The 21,682-nt window shown below is 62.5% G+C and carries 19 protein-coding genes and 2 pseudogenes; 15 read left to right on the top strand and 6 right to left on the bottom strand.

All coding sequences use genetic code 11. From position 1 onward, the window contains the following. Positions 1-57 precede the first annotated feature (57 nt). Positions 58-1,329, bottom strand: coding sequence for a cardiolipin synthase (gene cls / locus VFE81_RS07620; protein WP_325044011.1), 1,272 nt, complete (start codon positions 1,327-1,329; stop codon positions 58-60). A gap of 333 nt (positions 1,330-1,662) precedes the next feature. Here cls and VFE81_RS07615 point away from each other — a divergent pair, with 333 nt between their 5' ends. Further along, entirely contained in the window at positions 1,663-2,247 is a 585-nt protein-coding gene (locus tag VFE81_RS07615; protein WP_325044010.1) for an RNA polymerase sigma factor, read from the top strand. A 255-nt stretch (positions 2,248-2,502) separates the two neighbouring features. Here VFE81_RS07615 and VFE81_RS07610 read toward each other — a convergent pair whose 3' ends face one another. Beyond that, positions 2,503-3,567: a glycosyltransferase family 4 protein gene (locus VFE81_RS07610; RefSeq protein ID WP_325044009.1), complete on the bottom strand. Its 1,065-nt coding sequence runs from the start codon at positions 3,565-3,567 to the stop codon at positions 2,503-2,505. Between the two features lie 255 nt (positions 3,568-3,822). Further along, a complete protein-coding gene (locus VFE81_RS07605) occupies positions 3,823-4,011 on the bottom strand; it encodes a CsbD family protein (protein ID WP_325044008.1) in 189 nt (62 codons plus the stop codon). 353 nt (positions 4,012-4,364) lie between these two features. Between VFE81_RS07605 and VFE81_RS07600 the strand changes: the two genes are divergently transcribed. Further along, the gene (locus tag VFE81_RS07600; RefSeq protein ID WP_325044007.1) at positions 4,365-4,754 is read left to right on the top strand and encodes a PRC-barrel domain-containing protein; all 390 of its coding nucleotides are present in this window, start codon (positions 4,365-4,367) and stop codon (positions 4,752-4,754) included. Positions 4,755-4,884: 130 nt separating this feature from the next. On the opposite strand, the gene VFE81_RS07595 is transcribed toward VFE81_RS07600, so the two are convergent. Both VFE81_RS07595 and VFE81_RS07590 read right to left on the bottom strand, forming a co-directional pair. After that, a complete protein-coding gene (locus tag VFE81_RS07595) occupies positions 4,885-5,475 on the bottom strand; it encodes a BPSL1445 family SYLF domain-containing lipoprotein (protein WP_325044020.1) in 591 nt (196 codons plus the stop codon). A gap of 113 nt (positions 5,476-5,588) precedes the next feature. Continuing rightward, positions 5,589-5,948 carry a response regulator gene (locus VFE81_RS07590; protein ID WP_325044006.1) on the bottom strand — a complete coding sequence of 120 codons (360 nt, stop codon included), beginning with the start codon at positions 5,946-5,948 and terminating at the stop codon, positions 5,589-5,591. Between the two features lie 137 nt (positions 5,949-6,085). Here VFE81_RS07590 and VFE81_RS07585 point away from each other — a divergent pair. Beyond that, a pseudogene (locus tag VFE81_RS07585) lies at positions 6,086-6,418 on the top strand (histidine kinase); the annotation flags it as partial. A gap of 348 nt (positions 6,419-6,766) precedes the next feature. Here VFE81_RS07585 and VFE81_RS07580 read toward each other — a convergent pair. Continuing rightward, positions 6,767-8,113 (bottom strand): sorbosone dehydrogenase family protein, encoded by a 1,347-nt coding sequence (locus VFE81_RS07580; protein ID WP_325044005.1) that lies wholly within the window; start codon positions 8,111-8,113, stop codon positions 6,767-6,769. Between the two features lie 272 nt (positions 8,114-8,385). Here VFE81_RS07580 and VFE81_RS07575 point away from each other — a divergent pair. The 12 genes and pseudogenes from VFE81_RS07575 to VFE81_RS07520 all read left to right on the top strand — a co-directional run. After that, positions 8,386-8,559 (top strand): annotated as a pseudogene (locus tag VFE81_RS07575) (cytochrome b); the annotation flags it as partial. A 312-nt stretch (positions 8,560-8,871) separates the two neighbouring features. Further along, positions 8,872-10,707, top strand: coding sequence for a thiamine pyrophosphate-requiring protein (locus tag VFE81_RS07570; RefSeq protein WP_325044004.1), 1,836 nt, complete (start codon positions 8,872-8,874; stop codon positions 10,705-10,707). 4 nt (positions 10,708-10,711) lie between these two features. Then, entirely contained in the window at positions 10,712-11,818 is a 1,107-nt protein-coding gene (locus tag VFE81_RS07565) for an enolase C-terminal domain-like protein (RefSeq protein WP_325044003.1), read from the top strand. Positions 11,819-11,829: 11 nt separating this feature from the next. Beyond that, positions 11,830-12,780 (top strand): hypothetical protein, encoded by a 951-nt coding sequence (locus tag VFE81_RS07560; protein ID WP_325044002.1) that lies wholly within the window; start codon positions 11,830-11,832, stop codon positions 12,778-12,780. After that, on the top strand, positions 12,773-13,438 hold the full coding sequence (locus VFE81_RS07555) for a gluconate 2-dehydrogenase subunit 3 family protein (protein WP_325044001.1): 666 nt from the start codon (positions 12,773-12,775) through the stop codon (positions 13,436-13,438). The genes VFE81_RS07560 and VFE81_RS07555 overlap by 8 nt, the downstream gene beginning before the upstream one ends. Further along, complete coding sequence (locus tag VFE81_RS07550) at positions 13,428-15,086, top strand: GMC family oxidoreductase (protein WP_325044000.1); 1,659 nt, start codon at positions 13,428-13,430, stop codon at positions 15,084-15,086. Before VFE81_RS07555 ends, VFE81_RS07550 begins: the two co-directional genes overlap by 11 nt. After that, a complete protein-coding gene (gene coxB, locus VFE81_RS07545; RefSeq protein WP_325043999.1) occupies positions 15,071-16,096 on the top strand; it encodes a cytochrome c oxidase subunit II in 1,026 nt (341 codons plus the stop codon). Before VFE81_RS07550 ends, coxB begins: the two co-directional genes overlap by 16 nt. 26 nt (positions 16,097-16,122) lie before the next feature. After that, a complete protein-coding gene (gene ctaD / locus VFE81_RS07540; protein WP_325043998.1) occupies positions 16,123-18,114 on the top strand; it encodes a cytochrome c oxidase subunit I in 1,992 nt (663 codons plus the stop codon). Continuing rightward, positions 18,107-18,706: a cytochrome c oxidase subunit 3 gene (locus VFE81_RS07535; protein WP_325043997.1), complete on the top strand. Its 600-nt coding sequence runs from the start codon at positions 18,107-18,109 to the stop codon at positions 18,704-18,706. The genes ctaD and VFE81_RS07535 overlap by 8 nt, the downstream gene beginning before the upstream one ends. A gap of 10 nt (positions 18,707-18,716) precedes the next feature. Further along, on the top strand, positions 18,717-19,217 hold the full coding sequence (locus tag VFE81_RS07530; RefSeq protein WP_325043996.1) for a hypothetical protein: 501 nt from the start codon (positions 18,717-18,719) through the stop codon (positions 19,215-19,217). Positions 19,218-19,222: 5 nt separating this feature from the next. Further along, entirely contained in the window at positions 19,223-20,566 is a 1,344-nt protein-coding gene (locus VFE81_RS07525; protein WP_325043995.1) for a cytochrome c, read from the top strand. A 53-nt stretch (positions 20,567-20,619) separates the two neighbouring features. Then, positions 20,620-21,618, top strand: coding sequence for an SDR family oxidoreductase (locus tag VFE81_RS07520; RefSeq protein ID WP_325043994.1), 999 nt, complete (start codon positions 20,620-20,622; stop codon positions 21,616-21,618). Positions 21,619-21,682: the final 64 nt, after the last annotated feature.

The raw sequence follows: 21,682 nt of genomic DNA, 5'->3' as shown, positions 1-21,682 counted from the left end.
GCATCCAGCCGCCAAACATCGGTGATGTCGGCTCCGGACTCCAGCCCGAACCAAACGTCAAAGCTGCGAATCGAGCAGCGCGGCAGCGCGTTCCAGCAGCTTTTCGAGGAGCGGACGGCGGCGCCAGTCGTCAAGCATGATGCGTTTCGCGTAGACAACGTCGCCGTCGAAAATTGCCGTCTGCTGGCGCGCGAAATTGCGGTCGTAGATGTTGAGATTGGCCTCGTCATTGAGCTTGAACGAGCGGCTGTCGAAGTTAGTCGAGCCGACCGACACCAGATACTCGTCGACGACAATCAGTTTGCAGTGGAACATCGTCGGCTGATACTCGTACATCTCAACCCCCGCAGCGAGCAGGTCGCCCCAGCACGCACGCGACGCCTCGCGCACCGTGTGGGTGTCGATGCGCTTGCCGGGCGTGATGATGCGCACCTTCACCCCGCGCTTCGCCGCCTCGATGATCGCGTTGATCGTCAGCTTGTCCGGCACAAAGTACGCACTCGACAAGTGGATGGAATGCGTTGCGGCGGTAATCGCCATGAGGTACATCAGCTGCATGTCGTCGCTGCCGCCGGAAGGCGAGCTGCTGAACATGTGCGCGAGGCCGTCGCCTGCGGCGTCGATCTCCGGAAAGTATTGCGGGCCGTGAAGCACATTTCCCGTCGCCTTGACCCAGTTGTCCATGAAGACCGCCTGCATCTGTCCTACCGCCAGGCCTTCGACGCGAAAGTGTGTGTCGCGCCAGTGCTTCTCGTCCTGCGCGTGCCCGGTCCATTCGTCAGCGATACCGACGCCGCCCGTAAAGCCGATGCGTCCGTCGATCACGAGCAGCTTGCGGTGCGTGCGGTTGTTCATGCGACCGAGACCGGTCCAGTGCGGCTTGTGATACTGGATGACTTCCACACCCGCCTCGCGCAGCATCCGCAGAGCGCGCCTGTCCATCTTCGACGAGCCGACCCAGTCGAGCAGCACATGCACCGCGATACCCGCACGCGCCTTGTCGGAGAGCGCACGCGCGATTTCCTCGCCGATCGCGCCGGACCAGTAAATGAAGGTTTCGAAGGTGATCGTGTGCCGCGCCGAGCGGATGCCCTCCAGCATCGACGGGAAGATCTCATCGCCGTTCAGGAGCACCTCGAAGCGGTTGCCCCAGACGACGGGCGGCCCGAGCAGCAGCCCCATCGAGCGGGTGAACTGCGGATCGTCACTTGCGTACAGACGTTCGATCTTGTGCTCGATCTTCTTCTCGCCGCTCGTCAGGTTCGCGATCACCAGCACGACGACGAGGGTCATCGCGACCGTCAGGACAATAATGGCAATGGTCGACATGCGCGGGTCTCGCGTAGCGGACATTCGTCCGGAACCAGTAGTGTACTGGTGTTCCGGACCGCGGATGGATGTGCGTGCAATTAAGGTTTCCTTATCGATGTACGGTGGTTGCACACAACCCTCGGAGCAATAAAAACTGGGTGGACCCACGCTGCATTCAGACGCTGGCGCGTATCGCAATTTGCGAATCGGCCTTTGCGGTATTGGTGACCGGCGATCATAACCACGACATCGCTGCGGCACGTTTCCTGCTCTACTGAAAGCACGACCATACGTGCGCCGGATATCTGTTTTCGACTGGTGCGTTGGTCGCACAGCCAAGCGGACAGTCCCATGACGACAGCCCTTCCTCGCCATTCAACGCCTGAGGCGCTCACCGAACTCCTCCGGCGCGTCGCTAGCCAGGATGCCGCGGCATTGCGTGCGCTTTATGATCTCGCATCACCACAACTGTTCGGTATCGCACTGCGCATTTTGCAGAGACGCGAATGGGCGGAAGAAGTGCTGCAGGAAGCATTCGTCAATATCTGGCGATATGCGGGCACCTTCCGGACCGGCCGTTCGACGCCAATGATCTGGATGGCGGCGATCGTCCGCAACCGGGCATTCGACCACCTGCGCCAGCAGAAAGCCTACGGTGCCGAGGCAGAAACGCAATGGTCCGACGCATTCGAGGACATTCTGCGAACGTCAGATGCGGGGCCGCCAGATCTGCTGCTCGTGAGTCAGCAGGCACGACAGCTGACGATCTGCATGGCACGCCTGCGCGCATGCGAGCGCCACGCGGTGGCGCTCGCCTATCTGCGGGATCAGAGTTATATCGAAATAGCCGATGTCCTGAGCGTGCCGGTTGGCACGGCCAAATCACATGTCCGGCGTGGGCTACAAAAACTCAGGGCATATCTTGCGGAGGTGTGATGGTGTGCGTCAGTACACTGACCTGGATGTATACAGGCTACGCTCGCCGACTTATTGCTTCGGTTTCTGATCGCTTGAACTCATCGATCCGCTCGCGCCGCTGTGAGAACCCATGGCGCCGCCGTTCGTCATCATCCCGTTCTTCTTCGTCATCGCGTGATGCTACTTCATGCCCGGCACGGCGCAACAGACGGCCGTCGCGGGACCTCCCGTACCGATAACAAGGTTCGGGATGGGACAGGCGGTTTCCCCCGTTCAGCCGGCGACGACCTGACGTAATGCCGGCGCTCTTGCCGTGTGGGCGAGTGCCGTATAGATGTTCATGTAGTGCTGCGCCATCGCCCTCGAGGTGAAGCGGCGCACGAACGCTGCGCGGATTTCCGTACGGGACAGCGCGTCGAGTCGTGTCACGGCATCGACCGCCCCTGCCACATTATCGACGATATAGCCTGTTACACCGTCGGCAATCACTTCCGGTACTGAGCCCCGATTGAACGCAATGACGGGTGTGCCACATGCCATCGCCTCGATCATCACCAGACCAAACGGCTCAGACCAGTCAACCGGGAACAGCAGCGCGCAGGCACCTGAGAGGAATCCGGATTTCTGCGCGTCATTGATCTCGCCGACGAATTCAACATGCGGCTGCGACAGTAGCGGCTGGATCACGTTCCTGAAGTACGTTTCGTCCGCGCTGTCCACTTTCGCCGCAATCTTCAGGGGCAGGCCGGCGCGTGCGGCGATCTCGATGGCGAGGTCAACGCGTTTTTCAGCACAGATCCGGCCGAGGAAAGCCAGGTATGCCGGGCGTGCCGGCGCCTGCGGTGTCAGCAGACTCTCCGGCAGGCCGTGATAGACGGTATCGAGCCAGTTCACGTTCGGCAACGGAATCCGCTGCGAATCTGAAATCGACACGACGGGCGCCTGCGGGAACATGTCGAAGACGGGCTGCAGTTCCGGCAGATCCAGACGTCCGTGCAACGTGGTCACGAACGGCACAACGAGCTGCGAAAACGTCGGGAACGGCAAATAGCTCAGATGGAAATGCAGGACGTCAAATGTATGGGCGACGCGCCGCACCTTCTCGAGCAGCAATAGGTGCGGGGCCAGGGTATCGCAGATGCCCGGATCGAGACGCAGAGCGTGCGGCCACGCCGGTTCGAGACGCGCACCTGTCCGGGAGTCACCGCTTGCGAACAGGGTAACGTCGTGCCCCAGTTCGACCAGTGCTTCGGTGAGGTACGACACCACGCGTTCAGTACCGCCATAAAGCTTCGGTGGCACCGCTTCGTGCAACGGCGCGATCTGCGCGATACGCATCGGGCAACTCCGTTCAGGTAACTCGCGCAGACCCGTGCGCGTATAAGGACGCAAGCGACGCAAGAGGGCACGCCGCGACTCTGCCGACGGCGCCACTGAGAGCGCCGTCGTTTAAAGCCTGCGTCATGCGACGCCACACCACCCGGCAGCCGCTTTTCCCGCTTCCGTATGATAGGAGAGACGGAAACGGGCCAGCGAAACCGGAACGCCAGGCCCGCGCATCGAGCGTGGTCGTGATCCGCCCGGGCGCCCGTTTCAGACGGGCTTCCGGGTCGTATCCTTGACCGCTTCCTTGACATCGCCAGTCTTCTTCCGTGCTTCGCCGGCTGCCTGCTGGACATCGCCCTTGACTTCCTGTTTCCGGTCGCCAGTTGCGCGGCCGACGGCTTCGTTCACCTTGCCCTTCACCTTCTCCGCCGTCCCCTTGATCTGATCCTTGTTCATGGCCAACCTCCGTGCAAAACTGATCCATGGATGGGTTACCGCCCCTTCCGGGCAGGCTCAATCATTTGCGCAAACGGCGTGCCTGGCTGCGCCGTTGCCGCCACGCCATGGCGCCGTCTCCGTCCTCGCCGGACCGCTAAAACGAGTGCATAGGGAAGTGCGAAATTACATTGCGTGGTACAACCGGCGCGCTCTGCACATGACGATGGGCCGGGTCACCGCAATAAGGCACTAATATGAGAATGACGGGAGGGCGGGCAGTGAGCCGGATGGCTTGGCCTCGAACGGCTCGATCGTGACGCGGCCCCCCGTCGCACCTGTATGTTGACTGTCTGACACATAGCGAGGTTGATATGAAATTCGCGATCGCCACCTGCGCGGTTATGCTAGCCACCGCTTTTTCGACCGGCAACCTCCGCGCCCAGGGGACGGTGCAGTCGATCACCACGACCCGGGTCGATGTCGTTCAACTGGCGTCCGGATACCGGGCTTCAAAGGTCATTGGCGCGACCGTCTACAACGAAAGCAGGGACACGATCGGAACGATCGACGATCTGGTCGTGAGTCCCAAAGATAGCGTGATGTACGCCATTCTGTCCGTCGGTGGTTTTCTCGGTCTCGGTACCCACCTGGTCGCCGTGCCCTTTGGCAGTCTGCACGTGGTCGACAAGCAGATGCGTTTGCCGGGCGCCACGCGGGACTCCCTGAAGGCGTTGCCCGAATTCAGATACGCGTCACCCTGACCGCCTGACCCAGCGTGGCGGGGTTGACCACGAATGCGGCGGATCCCGATGCTGCCCGGGCCGTCAGGGCGGGCCGTCTTTCGTGTCTGGATGCCGTGGCGGCCCGGGCTGGACATACATCGCATGGCGCTCAGATTTTCAGCCGCGTGACCTTGGTGCCTTCGAGCGACACGCCGGCCATGAGGCCGGCATTGGTCAGCACGAAGGCCTGCACCGGCGCGGTCGCGGTTGACGTATCGATATTGCCGTTCGCCCCGACCTTCACCACGGCGACCGTCGCGTCGGCGCCGACCGCCCAGCCATCGCTGTTGCGGAACCGCTCGAGCGCATCCTGGGTCATGAACAGGAAAATGATCGCTTTGGACTGCGCGCCGATCTGCAGGCCAAACGAACCGCCGGCCGTGCTGTAGTAGCCGGCCGTCTGGCCGCCAACCCGCAGCGCACCTTCGCCGTACTGGCCGCCGATCCAGAAACCGGCCTGGATGACCGACGGGAACACCAGCACGCCGCGCGCTTTCCCGACGAGTTCGCGCGAACCGCTGGCGGTGGTGTACAGGCGCGCAAGCGTCGCATCAACGTCGGCATTGATGGACCGGCGTTTGCCGGCATTTTCCGAAGTCTCCGATCCGGATTTCGGAAGCGTAGTCGTGCAACCCCCCAGACCGAAGCCGCCCATCGCGAGCGCGGCGCTCGCAGTCAGAATGAACTTTCTCCTGAGCATCATGATTCTCCCGTGTTATCAACGCGAAGTGCGAGGATCGAGCCGGCGCCTTCAGGTACTGCATCAGGCGGCCCCGTCAGGTCGTCGCGAAATCGACCCGGCGCGCGTGTGGACTATCCACGTCCCGTACACAACCTTCCTACGGTGGTGAGAAAAAGCTGCATGGGCACGGGCTTCTGCAGACAGGCATTCCAGGCGTTACCCTCATTCACCGGAAGCGGAGCCGACGTATGGACGAGGATGGGCACCTGAGCCAGGTGCGGCTGCGTCCGCACACGGCGACACAGTTCAGCCCCGCCCATCAGGGGCATCATCCAGTCCGTGATGATGAGGTCGGGCACACGCTGCTTTACACAGGCAAGCGCCTCGACTCCGTTACCTGCGCACCGCACGTCATATCCCTCGCTGGTCAATATCAGATGCCACACCGCGAGAAGGTCAGGCTCGTCGTCGACAAGCAGAATTGAATACATGTGAACCTGGCCCCGGTTTATGCGTTTCCCCTCAATCTTGGATAGCAAGACATGTTCCATTGGCGTGATTGAAGGATAGTCACGCGCACAGCGGTCCAGACCAGCACACTCGTGGTCCGTCTTGCAAGGCAGGGACGGCCATCGAACGCGATGCCCGTACGCATGGCAAGGTCCGCTGGCAACAGGGCTATCGCATCGATGAACTGGTTCACGAGCTGGACCTGTTCCGGCAGGTGCTGGCAGACGCGGCCGGGACGTTCGCGGAATCGAATGACGCGTTCACGAGGCGCCACGAAGGGCGCGCCCGGCGGCTGATCGATGAAGCGGTGGGCGTCGTCACCTTCCCGTCCGTCCGGGAAGTGGTCACGGAGCGCGACAGGAAAATCGATGAATACACCGGCAGTCTGGAGCGGGCGAACCACGAACTGACGCTGAAGCAGCGGCTGGTGAGCGACCTTTACAGGCACAGAACAACGAAGCGTGACATTCCTACTGAGGTTGACCCGGATGTTAGCGGCGCGAGCGGCCGGTTAGGCGGGGATATGAGAAGCTCGTAGAAAAGTGTCAAGCGGTGGCTGAGGGTCGCCTACGGAAGTTCGTCGCGGACTCGGTTCGGCCGGCTGTGCACGCTGAAGGCAGGCGCGTAAATTACCGACAATCCCCGCACTGCACCCTATCGATAGGTACGCCGAGCGGCGCCGCGCAGTTGCGTTGATGTCGCCGTATTGGCATTACGGGTCCCCGATTGAGCGATTCTAGCCGTCGCCGTGACTGCTCCGATCTACCGGTCTCCAAGCAGAACGAACCTGAGCCCGGGATCATTTGCCCGTCGACAGGATATGCGCCGAGTTGATGTCGCTACGCGGCGCGACGCGCCAGACAGCGTTACCCACGTCGTCCGCAACCAGCAAGGCCCCGTGCGCATCCAGCGCGACGCCAACCGGTCGCCCCACGGCATGGCCATCGGCCGTCAGAAAGCCGCTCAGAAAATCTTCGGGGGCGCCAGCAGGCTTCCCGCCGACAAATGGCACGAACACCACCTTATAGCCGGTGCGCGGCTTGCGGTTCCATGATCCATGCTGGCCAACAAATGCGCCGCCCCGATAGTGCATGGGGAACAGAGTCTGGTCGTAAAAGACAAGACCTAGCGAAGCCGTATGATTGCCAAGGGCATAGTCCGGTGCGATGGCCGTTGCGACCAGGTCGGGGCGTTGAGGTGTGACTCGCGTGTCGACGTGCTGGCCGTAATAGCTGTAGGGAAAGCCATAGAACGCTCCATCCTTTACGGCGGTCATGTAGTCCGGGACAAGGTTGTTACCGAGATCGTCCCGCTCGTTGACCGCCGTCCACAACGCGCCGCTGTCTGGCTGCCAAGAGAGTCCGTTGGGATTGCGCAGTCCTGTCGCATAAGGCCGCAAGCGCCGCGTGTCTACGTCGAACTCAAGGATCCGTGCGCGGCCCTGTTCGGCGTCGAGGCCGTTTTCTCCCGCGTTGCTATTTGACCCTACCGTAATGTATAGATGCTTGCCTGAATGATCCGCGAGGATATTCTTTGTCCAGTGATGATTGATCGGCCCGGCTGGCAAATCGGCAACCTTAAGCCCGGCGCCGGTGATCTGCGTGGCGCCCGGAGCGTAGTCGAAACGCAGCAGGGCGTCTGTATCGGCGACGTAGAGTTTATTGCCAATGAGGGCCATCCCGAACGGCGAGTGCAGGCCGCGGATAAACACGGTTTGCATCCCGGCGACGCCACTGCCGTTCGCGTCGCGTAAGAGCGTGATGCGATCGGGACTCGTCACGCCCGCGCCGGCGCGCTTCATGACCTGCCGTCTGATCCAGCCGAATATGCCACTTCCTTCGTCGTGTTCTTTGGGTGCATCGCTTTCCGCCACCAGTACGTCACCGTTAGGCAACGTGTAAAGCCAGCGTGGGTGCGCCAGGCCGCCGGCGAACTCGGTGACGGAAAAACCGTTTGGAGCGATGGGCATGAAACCGGTGGGCCGCGCCTGAACGGGCGCGATGTTGACCATTGGAATCAACATCGATTCTGGAGCCGGCATGGCGGGCGAGGCGCCAAAACCGGTATCGCTTGAACTTGATGGTCCGATCGCGCAGGCGGCGAGTGGCAAAACCAGTGAAGCAGTCAGACGATTTAGCAGGCGCATTTTTGTTCTCAGCGATCTGTGTCAGTCAATAAGGCTGGAGAAGAGCAGCAAGAAGCCTGCCTGTGAAAATGCTTGCCGATGCACCAACGTCTCCGGGTTCCATCGGTCGTGCTCGCAACCCTATCTTTGCCACGATAGCCTCGCGACCCTGGCAGGTGGTCGACAGCGGAGTTGGGCAGCCGGATGGCTCCGTACGGAGCATCAGGTTTCCTTAAGATACGGTCGTTGGCATTATTTAGTGTTGGCGACGCGCGCTCCGGGCTCGACGCCCGGGCCATGAAATGGGCGATGTGGATGGTTTCTTCGCATGGCTGCTTTTCGCATTGAACGGTCTCTATGTCCGCTCAGCATTGTTCCATCGCTTTGTTCTGAAAGACCCCGTGTTGCAGCGGATGTTGTCCCGAGCAGCGCCGCCGCGCCAGAGCCGTGCCAAGCGAAACGACTGAGCTCAATCGGCTATTCGCGCGAGCCTGGTCGCTGGAACGCCTGTCACGTGGAAGTTACATTTATCGACACTTTTACACGGCAATTGCAAAGTTCGCCGGCTTGTCACACTCATTCCAATTGGCTTGCGCTGGCCAATGCTATTGGGTGGTGGCGTTCGACACGCGGGGCGGCAGCACGCGGGCAAGGTTTTTGCGATACATCACGTCGTGACATTCTTTTCATATTGAAAGTTCAGATCGGCACACGCGATGCAGATGTGAGCAGACAACCGCTTACCAGTAGTCGGCCCAAGGCCGAGCAGGAGAACAAAGATGAGTCAGACGGTCAGCGATTTTCTTGTCGAACGACTGCATCAATGGGGTGTGCGTCGTATCTACGGCTATCCCGGCGATGGCATCAACGGCATCCTGGGCGCGTTGAATCGAGCCGAGGGAAAGATTGAGTTCATCCAGGTCCGGCACGAAGAAATGGCCGCCTTCATGGCCTCGGCGCATGCGAAATTCACCGGGGAGCTTGGCGTATGTCTTGCGACCTCGGGTCCCGGCGCCTCGCACCTCGTCACCGGCCTGTACGACGCGCGTATGGATCACATGCCGGTGCTTGCTATCGCCGGCCAGCAGGCGCGGGCATCACTCGGCGGTCACTATCAGCAGGAACTCGATCTGACTTCGCTGTTCAAGGACGTCGCAGGCGCATTCGTCCAACAGGCGAGCGTGCCGCCGCAGGTTCGGCATCTTGTCGACCGCGCGATTCGCGTCGCGTTATCCGAACGACGCGTGACTGCGATCGTGCTACCTAACGACCTCCAGGACGTGGCTTATCAGGACCCGCCACGCCAGCACGGCACGGTTCATTCGGGCATTGGCTACTCGGCACCCAAGGTCGTGCCGAAGGATGAAGACCTGCGTCGTGCGGCTGACGTGCTGAATGCGGGCGAGAAGATTGCGATTCTGGTCGGCGCGGGCGCCTTGCACGCCACCGACGAAGTGATCGCGCTGGCTGACAAACTCGGCGCAGGCGTCGCGAAGGCGCTCCTCGGCAAGGCGGTGCTGCCCGACGAACTGCCCTGGGTGACCGGATCGATCGGCATGCTCGGCACCAAGCCAAGCTGGGACATGATGACGCAGTGCGACACGTTGCTGATGATCGGTTCCGGTTTCCCCTACTCGGAATTCCTGCCGAAAGAAGGGCACGCGCGCGGCGTGCAGATCGACCTGAAGGCGGACATGCTGAGCCTGCGCTATCCGATGGAGGTCAATCTGGTCGGCGACAGCGTCGATACGTTGAAGGCGCTCCTGCCGCTGCTGAAGGAGAAAACCGACCGTGCATGGCGCAAGAAGATCGAAGGCTGGGTCGGCGAGTGGTGGAAGACGCTCGAAGCGCGAGCGATGGAAAAAGCCGAAACCAACGTGAACCCGCAGCGCGTGATGTGGGAGCTCTCCCCGCGTCTGCCCGAACGCGCAATCATCACGAGCGACTCGGGTTCGTGCGCAAACTGGTATGCGCGTGATCTCAAGATTCGCCGCGGCATGATGTGTTCGTTGTCGGGCGGGCTCGCGTCGATGGGCGCGGCAGTGCCGTACGCGATCGCCGCGAAGTTCGCCTATCCGGACCGGCCGGTGATCGCGCTCGTCGGCGACGGTGCCATGCAGATGAACAACATGGCCGAACTGATCACGGTATCGAAGTACTGGAAGCAATGGTCGAGTCCGCACTGGATCTGTATGGTGCTGAACAATGAGGATCTGAATCAGGTGACGTGGGAACAGCGCGTCATGGAAGGCGATCCGAAGTTCAATGCATCGCAGCAGATTCCCAATGTGCCGTATCACAAGTTCGCGGAACTGATCGGACTGAAGGGAATTTACGTCGACGATCCCGAGCGCCTCGGCGCGGCCTGGGAAGAAGCGCTCGCAGCGGACCGCCCCGTGGTGCTGGAAGTGAAATCGGACCCCAACGTGCCGCCGCTGCCGCCGCACATCTCGCTGAAGGAAGCCAGGGCCTTCGCGGAAACGCTCATCAAGGGCGACCCTCAGGAAGGCGGCATGCTGATGGGGGCGATGAAGCAGGTGTTCAGCGCCGTGCTTCCGCACGGCCACAAGGATCACGACAAGTCCGACGAAAAGTCCGACGAGAAGAAGGGCTGAGGCGATGCCCGCTCACTCAAGTGACGCGCGGCTTGGTCGGATACGGGCGCTGGCGTACACCATCCCAACCGACCAGCCTGAGGCGGACGGCACCATTGCGTGGAACTCGACGACGCTGGTTGTCGTCGAGGTCGACGCGGGCGGCAAGACAGGGCTCGGCTACACCTATGCGAGTGCGTCCGTGGTGCCGCTGATCGAGCATATGCTGGCGAAAGCCATCGACCAGCGCGACGCGTTCGATATACCCGGCGCGTGGCTTGCGATGCAGCGCAGCGTGCGCAATCTCGGACGGGAAGGGCTCGCCGCGACGGCAATCTCCGCGGTCGATTGTGCGCTGTGGGATCTGAAGGCGAAGCTGCTCGACCTGCCGCTTGCACGGTTGCTCGGCCGGCTGCGCGACGCTGTGCCGATCTACGGCAGCGGCGGCTTTACGACCTATACGGACGACGACCTGCGCGAGCAGTTCTCGCGCTGGGTCGCCGACGACGGATGTCGCTGGGTGAAAATGAAGATTGGCTCCGATCCCGCGCGTGATCCGCATCGGGTTGAAGTTGCGCGCGCAGCGATTGGCGAGCACGGCCTTTTCGTCGACGCGAACGGCGCCCTTGACGTTAAGCAGGCCGCCGACCTTGCCGCAGTATTCGGCGAACAACAGGTTAGCTGGTTCGAGGAGCCAGTGTCGTCCGATGATCTCGAAGGGTTGAGTCGATTGCGTGATCTGGTGCCGCACGACATGGAGATCGCAGCGGGCGAATACGGATACACCGCCGACTATTTCCGCCGCATGCTCGAAGCCGGTGCGGTGGACGTGTTGCAGGCCGACGCAAGCCGGTGCGGTGGCGTCACGGGCTTCATGCAGGCAGCGAATCTGGCGGACGCCCATCACATCGCGCTGTCCGCGCACTGCGCGCCGGCGTTGCATTTGCACGTTGCGTGCGCGGTGCCGCGCCTGCGGCACCAGGAGTGGTTTCATGACCACGTCCGCATCGAGCGCATGTTGTTTGACGGCGCACCGACGCCGCACGGTGGCGTGATCACCCCCGACCTCTCACGACCGGGCTGCGGGCTCGAGTTCAAACACGCGGATGCGCAGCGCTATCGCGCCCACTGAAAGGAGTGGCGATGCAAAAGGCGGAAATGATCGGCTTTGGAATCGTGAGCGCGGCCGCCGCGCTGGCGGCAACCGCTGCGCTGACGCGTGCCGGCGGCGCGCGACGGCAGGCACGGCGCCCGCGCTTGATCCATGCCGAGTCCCCGGCGCATCTGGACGCTGCCAGGAAGCTCAACCGCAGTTCTGCGCTGCTTGCGCTATCGGTGCTTGCGGACAGCGGGATGGAACACTATCGCGGCTCGTTCGAGAACCGTGCAATGTATACGCCGCTTGTCGTGTCGCTGCTATCGCTCGGCGCGGGCGTGCACGGCGGCATGGACAGCAACGCGGCGGCCCACCGCGTGCGTGACGCAATCTATCTGACGGCCGCCGCCACCGGTGTCATCGGCAACGGTTTTCATCTGTACAACATATTGAAACGACCCGGCGGCCTTGGCTGGGGCAACCTCTTTTACGCGGCGCCGATCGGCGCCCCGATCGCAATGCTGCTCTCAGGCGCACTCGGCGCGGCTGCCGAGCGGCTGCGCGACGAGCCTGCGCGCGATCCGCGCCTGTGCGGCATGCCTGCTGGCCGCGCGCTGGCCCTGCTTGCAAGTGTCGGACTGATCGGCACGGTCGGCGAAGCTGCGCTGCTGCATTTCAGGGGCGCGTTTCATAACCCCGCCATGTACGCGCCCGTTGCGATTCCGCCAATGGCCGCGGCGCTACTCGCCCATGCCGCGCTCGCTGCGCCGCAGCCGGAGCGCTGGTTCACGCGGCTGTGGCTTCGGTGTACCGCGCTGCTTGGTTTTGCGGGCGTCGGGTTTCATACGTTCGGCGTTGCGCGCAACATGGGCGGCTGGCGCAACTGGTCACAAAACATCTTCAGCGGGCCACCGCTTCCGGCGCCCCCGAGCTTCTCGGCGCTCGCGCTGGCGGGTCTCGCGGCACTTGGTTTGAGGGAAGGGGAAGCGGATGGCTGATCAAAAGAATATCCCGCGCGCTTCGCGTTATCCCGGCTACGACGTGCTGCGGAAACGCCACACGCCGTCGTGGGACGAAACGACCCGCCGCGTCGTCGACGAGCGGCTGGCGATCCGGCGCGAGCCGACGTTTCTCGATGACGCTGCGTGGCGCGCGCTGGACGCGCTGTGCGGGCGCATCGTCCCCCAGCCGGCTGACCGGCCGCCCGTGCCGGTTGCGGCGCTCGTCGATGCGCGCCTGCAGCGCGATCAGGGCGACGGCTATCGGGATGCGCGGCTGCCGCCAACTCGCACCGCGTGGCAGCGGGGCCTCGCGGCACTCGATGCCGAAGCGCGGGCCCGTTACAACGTGTTGTTTTATCAGCTCGACTGCGACGAGCAGGATGCACTGATTACGAAAATGCAGAAGGGCGAGCTGACCGATGCTGCCTGGGGCGAGATGCCGCCGCAACTGTTCTTCGCGGATAGGGTTCTGCACGACATCTGCGGCGCGTACTACTCGCATCCTGCCTCGTGGAGCGAGATCGGCTTCGGCGGTCCCGCGAGTCCGCGCGGCTATGTGCGGCTGGTCGCGGGCAGACGCGACCCCTGGGAAGCGGTCGAAGCCACGCCGGGCGGTGAAGACGAAGCTCGCAAGGAGAACGAACGTGTTCGATGACGCGCTGCATACGCCTCGCGGCAAGGGTGGTCGAGCGCCCGATGTGCACCGCGTCGGCGGGTGGCTGCCGATGCGCGAGTATCCGCAGGACGAGGCCGTCGATTTCGTCATCGTCGGCACGGGTGCGGGCGGCGGCACGCTAGCGTGCCGGCTCGCGCAAAAGGGTTTCTCGGTCGTCGCCTTCGACGCTGGCGCCTGGTGGCGGCCACTCGAAGAGTTTGCTTCGGACGAAACGCATCAGGAGAAGGTCTATTGGACTGACGAGCGCATCGTAGACGGTGAGACGCCGCTGCGCCTTGGCAACAATAATAGCGGCAAGGCGGTCGGCGGCAGCACCGTTCACTTTGCAATGGTGTCGCTGCGCTTTCGTCCCGAATGGTTCAAGGCGCGAACGACGCTCGGCTACGGCGCGGATTGGCCGCTGGATTGGCGCGAGATGTGGCGCTACTACGCGCAGGTCGAAGACGCGTTGAAAATCTCCGGCCCAGTGAACTATCCATGGGGCCCGAAGCGTCCACGTTACCCCTACCGTGCCCACGAACTGAACGCCGCGGCACTGGTGCTAGCGCGCGGCGCCGAGGCGATGGGCATCGACTGGGCACCGACGCCGCTCGCCACAGTGTCGGCGCCGCGAGGCGAATCGCATCAGTGCGTCTATCGCGGATTTTGCGTGACGGGCTGTTCAACGAATGCGAAGCAGAGCGCGCTGGTGACCTGGATTCCGTGGGCGGTACAGGCGGGCGCCGAGATCCGCGATCTGGCCATGGTCGGCCGCATCGAAACGGACGACGCTGGGCACGCGACCGGCGTGCACTACCTGCGCGAAGGTGTGTGGCAATTTCAGCGCGCGCGCAACGTGGTGGTCGCGGGCTATGCGATCGAGACGCCGCGATTGCTTCTGATGTCTGCCAATGCCGCTTTTCCGGACGGGCTCGCGAACAGTTCGGGACTTGTCGGCAAGAACCTGATGGTGCAGACCAACCAGGCGGCATGGGGCGTGATGGACGAAGAAATCCGCTGGTACAAAGGGCCGCCCTCGCTCGCCCTGACCGAGCACTGGAACTACACCGACAAGGGCAAGGATTTCTTCGGTGGCTATTGCTACATGAGCCAGGGGGCGCTTCCGAACGCATGGGCCTCGACGCAGAACGGTCGCGGCCTATGGGGTGACGCGCTGCTTCATGAGATGGAGAAATACAACCATCAGGTAGGGCTGAAGATTGTAGGCGAGACCCTGCCCCAGGAGCGAAACCGCGTCACGCTCGCTGACGAAAAAGACCAGTACGGCTTGCCGATCGCCCGCGTCACGTATTCGCTGTGCGACAACGACACGCGTCTGGTCAGACATGCGCTCGACTTCATGGGCCAGCACCTGCAAGCCGCGGGCGCACGCGAAATCTGGAATCAGGACAACGATACCTGCCATCTGAACGGCACCGCGCGGATGGGCGATGACCCGCGCACCAGTGTGGTCAATAGCGATTGCCGCAGTTGGGACATTTCCAATCTGTGGATCTGCGATGGCTCGGTGTTTCCCACCGTAGGCGGTGTCAATCCATCGCTGACGATTCAGGCGATCGCCTACCGTACCGCAGATCGTATTGAAGCGCTCGCCGCGCGGGGAGAACTGTCGTGCGCCTTGCGTTGATCTCGAGCAGGTGCAAGCTTGCACTTTTGGCGGCGCTCCTCGCACCGCCTCTGGCGCACGCTGATGCACCGCTCGAATATTTCCTGCATTCCGCCGGACCTGCGGCGACGCCCACGATGCATCTTGGCTGGGGCCTGACTGCAATGTGCGTCGCGGTTGTCGCCATCATTGCTGTCCTGCTGGCGGGCGCGCTTGTGCGGCATCGTCCCGCGGCCACGCCGCGCGCGCTGGGCAGGGAGGAGGGCGGAATGGGGTGGATCTACATCGGCGTCGGCGTGTCGACGCTGGCATTGCTGGTGTCGCTCTTCTACACGCTCGTCACGTTGCAGGCGGTCGCACAACCTTCGCCCGTGCCGGGCCTGAGCATCACCGTCACCGCGTACGACTGGTGGTGGAAGATCGATTACGGCGACGACTCCGATCCGGCGCATCATGTCGTGACAGCCAACGAAATTCACATCCCGGTGGGTGTGCCGGTCAGGATCGGACTCAAAAGTGCGGACGTGATTCACGCGTTCTGGGTACCGCGCCTTGCCGGTAAGACCCAGGCGATTCCGGGGCAGGTCAACACGCAATGGATCCAGGCGGATGCGCCAGGCGTCTATCGTGGTCAATGCACGCAGTTTTGCGGCGCCCAGCATGCGCACATGGCGTTCGACGTCGTCGCGCAGCCACAGGCGGATTTCGATGCATGGCGCGACGCGCAGGTCCGTCAGGCAGCGTCCCCTGCCGACGGCCAGGTGCGAACCGGACAGAAGATTTTCATGGATCGCTGCGCCGGCTGCCATACGGTGCGGGGCAGCGACGCTGCCGGTGTGCAAGCGCCGGACCTCACGCATGTGGGCTCGCGCCGGCAGCTTGCAGCAGGCACGTTGACGAATACCCCCGAGCACCTGCTCGACTGGGTCCTGCACGCACAACAGATCAAACCGGATTCGCTGATGCCCAGCTTTACGCTGAACGCGCAGAATGCCGCTGCGCTCTCCGCCTATCTCGCGACGCTCCACTAGCGCAACGCGACCCGACAAGGAAGAACATGGCCGACCTCGCACCCAATCCGCCCGACCTGCGACTCGCACGCCGGCCGGAAATCGGCCGCATGCCGCAAGGTTCGGAGCGCGAGCAGCGTCTGCGCGAACTATGGGAAAGCGAACCTGGCTGGCGCGGCTGGCTCTCGACAGTGGACCATAAGCGGATCGGCATGCGCTATATCGTGACCGCGTTCATCTTTCTGATCGCTGGCGGCATCGAGGCGCTCATCATGCGCGTACAGCTTGCGCGGCCGAACTCACAACTGCTATCGCCAGAGCAATACAACCAGCTCTTCACGATGCACGGCATCACGATGATTTTCCTGTACGCGCTGCCGGTCCTGTCGGGGTTTTCAAACTATCTGTGGCCACTCGTGCTCGGCGCGCGCGACATGGCATTTCCACGCCTCAACGCACTTTCATTCTGGGTCTTCCTTTTCGCGGGCCTCTTTCTCTATGCGAGCTTTCCACTCGGTCAGGCGCCCGACGCCGGCTGGTTCAATTATGTGCCGCTCTCGAGTCTCGAATACAACACCGGGCCGAACGTTGACGTATACGCGCTTGGCATGGTGCTGCTCGGTGTCTCGACAACGGTGGGATCCGTCAACTTCGTCGTCACGCTGCTGCGCATGCGCGCGCCTGGCATGTCGATCGACCGGTTGCCGATTCTGGTGTGGGGCACGCTGACTGCGTCGGCGGCCAATCTGGTGGCGGTGCCATCGGTCAGCCTTGCGTTCCTCATGTTGTGGCTCGACCGGCAGGTCGGCACGCACTTCTTCGACGTCGCCAATGGCGGGCGCCCGATGTTATGGCAGCACATGTTCTGGATATTCGCTCATCCGTGGGTGTACGTCGTCGTGTTGCCGGCGATGGGCATCGTGTCCGACGCACTGCCGACCTTTTGCCGCCGGCCGCTCGTGGGCTATACGCCCGTCGCGATCTCCACGGTTGCAACGATGATGATCGGCTTTGTGGTCTGGATTCATCACATGTTCGCAACGGGGATTGCGCCGCTCGCGCTGGCTTTCTTTGGCGCCGCAAGCACGCTCATCTCGATCCCGAGCGCGGTTGCCACCTTCGCGTGGATTGCAACGATCTGGCTTGGACGTCCGGTCTATCGCGTACCGTTCCTGTTTTTCGCGGGCTTTGTGCTGATGTTCGTGATTGGCGGCGTTTCCGGTGTCATGACAGCCGCCGTGCCATTCGACTGGCAACTCACCGACACCTATTTTGTCGTTGCGCACCTGCACTACGTGCTGCTCGGCATCAACGTATTTCCCGTGCTAGGTGGCATCTATTACTGGTTTCCCAAGTTCACCGGCCGGATGACCAGTGAGCGGCTGGGCAAGCTCTCGTTCTGGGTCACCTTTGTCGGCTTTAACGTCGGCTTTTTCCCGATGCACATTTCGGGGCTGCTGGGCATGCCACGCCGAATCTATACCTACCCGGCGAACATGGGATGGAACACGACCAACATGATCACGACGATCGGCTCGTTCGTGTTCGCCATTGGCATTCTCATCTTTCTGATCGACGTGGCAGTGAGCCTGCGGCGCGGCAAGCCGGCTGGCGATAATCCCTGGGACGGCGCGTCGCTCGAATGGTCGGTGCCGTCGCCGCCCCCGCCGTACAATTTCGCCGTCGTGCCAGTCGTGGCAAGCCGCAATCCGCTGTGGGAAGACCGGATCGGGGAGGGCGCGCACTCAAGGCTCGATGAAGGTTTCCTGCTTGACCATGGCCGCGAGGCGCTAGGCACGACATCGCTTGATGCGAAACCCGACATCATCCTCAAGATGCCGACAGACTCCTACGCCCCGTTTCTGCTCGGTTTGTTCAGTGCGCTGCTGTTCGTGGCCATGCTGCTGCATGCCTGGATCTTCGCGGGATTCATGGTGGCGGCATGCGGCGCGGCGATGCTGCTATGGCTCTGGCCCGAGCGGTTGCTAATACAGCGGGAGCCGGAGCCCGTGCAGGATGTGGGAGCTGGCCATGAGTGAGCTGACCGATAGCGATCTGATCCTTCCGGTCGGCAGTGCGGGAAAGTTATCGAGCGGTTGGTGGGGCATGATGGCGACGGTCGCCACCGAAGCGTCGCTATTCGGCTATCTGATCTTTTCGTATCTATATCTTGGCTCGCAGACCGAGCTGCACTGGCCACCCGAAGGACTACCGAAGATCGGAATCGGGGCACTCAATACATGCGTTCTGCTCTCGAGCAGCGTGTTCGTGTGGCTGTGCGAGCGCCTGGTGCGCCGACGCAGGATTCGCTGGGCGGTTGCGTCGATGGCGTTTGCAATTGTGCTGGGGGTCGTTTTCGTCGGCATTCAGATGAAAGAGTGGCATGACCATCCGTACGGCATCGCGACGCATCTGTACGGGTCGCTGTACTTCACGATCACCGGCTTTCACGTGATTCATGTGCTCGTCGGACTCGTCATGCTGACATGCCTGTTGATCTGGACAGCGCTGGGCTACTTCGACGAAAAGCGTTGCGCCGCGCTGAGAATCGGTGGCCTGTACTGGCATTTTGTCGATGTCGTGTGGCTCTTCATCTTCACGACACTGTACGTCACGCCTTTTCTTTTCTAGGAGAGCGACGATGTTAGCCGCAGTGATTTATCAGAAAGCGCCCGACGAGGCAGCCCCGGCGGCAGCGCGTCCGGCCTCCGGCAACAAGCCTGGACGCCTGGGTCCCTATCGACGGCGCCGCGGGGCGCTGATGATGCTGTTCGGCCTGTTGGGCGCGGCCGCCGCATGGATCCTGCAGACGGAAATCGGCGAGACACTCGCGGCACAGGCGTGTTTCCCGCATCGGACTGCGCTGGCAACCCCTCAATGGTCATGGCTGATGTCGGCGCTGGACGCGATGAGTATCGTCGCGCTGCTGATCGGCGCCGCGGGTGTGTGGGTTGCGTGGCAACGCTGGCGCACGACGCGCGACGCGCGCCCGGATCCTGCTGCGCCCGTATCCGGCACAGGCGCCGGACGAACGCGTTTTCTCGCGATGGCAGGTCTCATGCTCAGCCTGCTCTTTCTCGTCGGGCTGGTCGCGACCGGATTGTCCGTCCTGCTTGTCTCACCGTGCAGCGCGTGGCGATGACCGCCATGAACCGGATCTCGCTGCGCGTGGTTTGCGCCATCGTCGCCGTTACGATGACGGCGATCGTGCTGGGCATCTCTGCTCACACCTTTGCGCAGACAGGTTCTGCTGATGCCAGTCACGCCGTTGCGTTGACGGACCCGGCGCTGATTTCGCGCGGCGAATATCTCGCGAAGCTCGGCGACTGCGCCGGTTGCCATACCGTGCCGAAGCAAGGCGCGCCGTTTGCCGGGGGCCTCGCGATGGGCTCGCCCTTCGGCACGATCTATTCGACCAACATCACACCGGACCCGCAAACCGGGATAGGCCACTACAGCTATGCGGACTTTGAGCACGCGCTGCGTGACGGCGTGGCACCCGGCGGCAAGCGGCTCTACCCAGCCATGCCTTATGCGTCGTTCACGAAGATCAGCGACGCGGATATGCATGCGCTGTACGCGTACTTCATGCATGGCGTGCAGCCGGTCGGCAACCGGCCGCCTGAAACGAAACTGCCGTTTCCTTTCAGCCAGCGCTGGGGCCTGTTCTTCTGGGATTTCGCATTCGTACGGCACGGGCGCTTCACGCCGGACGACAAGCACGACGTGCAGTGGAACCGGGGCGCCTATATCGTGCAGTCGCTCGGACACTGCGGAGCGTGCCACACGCCACGTGGGCCCGGCTTTGAAGAGCGAGGCTACGACGAGTCGTCAAGGCTGTACCTGACGGGCGGCACCAACGATCACTGGTTCGCGCCGAACCTCACCGGCGATCCGGGTTCGGGACTTGGGCGGCTATCGCAGCGCGATATCGCTTCGTTTCTCAAGTCCGGTCACGGCGTCGATGTGCACGTGGTGACATTTGGCAGCATGGTGCAGGTGGTCGAAGACAGCGCGCAATATTTCAACGACGATGACCTGGATGCAATCGCGCACTATCTCAAGAGCCTCCCTGCGCGCGAAGCGTCGGGTGCTTTCACCCCGAACTCCCAAAAGGCGCAGGAGACGGCTGTTTCGTTGAAGACCGGTGATGTCGAACGTCCAGGTGCCGGGCTCTATATGTCGTTCTGCGCGAAGTGTCATCAGGCCGACGGGCATGGCGAATCGCAAAAATTTCCGGCGCTGGCGGGCAATCCCGTCGTACTGGCGCCCGACACGTCGTCGCTGATCCGGCTTGTGCTGGAGGGCGGCAGTAGTCCGCAGACGCTGAACGGACCGACACATCGCAAGATGCCAGCGTTCGAGAATCAGTTCACCGACACCGAAATCGCCAGTGTGCTGAGCTTCGTGCGCACGAGTTGGGGTAATGAGGCAGGGCCGGTTACGACGCGCGACGTTTCGGTGGTGCGCGACAAGCTCGAGAAGAAGTGAATCCAGGATTTATTCGTGACAGCTGAAAGGCTATCCGCACAGGCGAGGCAGAAATGAAAGCGATCAGAAATGGCATGACCGTCGTTATAACCGGGGCGAGCGCTGGCGTGGGCCGCGCGAGCGCCCACGAATTCGCGCGACAGGGAGCAAAAATCGCCCTCATCGGTCGCGACAAAGCAGCGCTTGACGACGTGCGCCGCGAGGTGGAAGAACTCGGCGGGCAGGCGATGGCGATCGCACTGGACGTCTCGGACCCGGCCGCGGTCGAGGCTGCCGCGACGCGCGCGGAAACCGAGTTGGGCGAGATAGACGTCTGGGTGAACAACGCGATGACGACGGTGTTCGCGCCGTTGCATGACATTTCGCCGGATGAGTATCGGCGCGCGACAGAGGTCACGTACCTGGGTTACGTCTGGGGCACGATGTCCGCACTGCGTCGGATGCGCGCTCGAAACCGAGGCATGATCGTGCAGGTCGGCTCGGCACTCGCCTACCGGTCGATTCCGTTGCAGTCGCCCTATTGCGGCGCCAAGCACGCGATTCGTGGCTTCACGGACTCGGTGCGCAGTGAACTGATGCATGACCGCAGCCGCGTCCATCTGACGATGGTGCAGATGCCCGCGCTGAACACGCCGCAGTTCGAGTGGGCTGAGTGCCTGCTGCCGCACCCACCGCAACCCGTGCCGCCGATCTACCAGCCGGAAGTCGCCGCGCGTGCCGTCGTATGGGCCGCTGCTCACCGGCGCCGCGAACTCTATGTCGGTTCGTCCACGATCAAAGCGATCTGGGCAAACAAATTCATCGCGGGCCTGCTTGACCGTTACCTTGCGCATGCCGGTTATAGCGCGCAAATGCAGGACCGCACCGTGGCCGGCGATCGTCCTTCGAATCTCTGGAATCCGGTGCCCGGTTTGCACGCGACCCACGGACCGTTCAGCGATCGCGCGAGTGCATCGAGTACCGCGTTGTGGCTCGACCAGAATCGCAACTGGTTGCTGGCCGGCGCGGCGACCGGGCTTATCGCGACGCTGCTGGCCATTCGCCGCAAATAGGCTGGCGTGTCTTCCCTATGCCGCCGGACACCGCGGACGCACCGCATCGCGCGCGACCGCGCTC

The organism is Paraburkholderia sp. (assembly GCF_035656215.1).
Taxonomy (GTDB): domain Bacteria; phylum Pseudomonadota; class Gammaproteobacteria; order Burkholderiales; family Burkholderiaceae; genus Paraburkholderia.
Note: the sequence above shows the minus strand (reverse complement) of the source record. Positions and strands in the feature narration are given on the sequence as shown.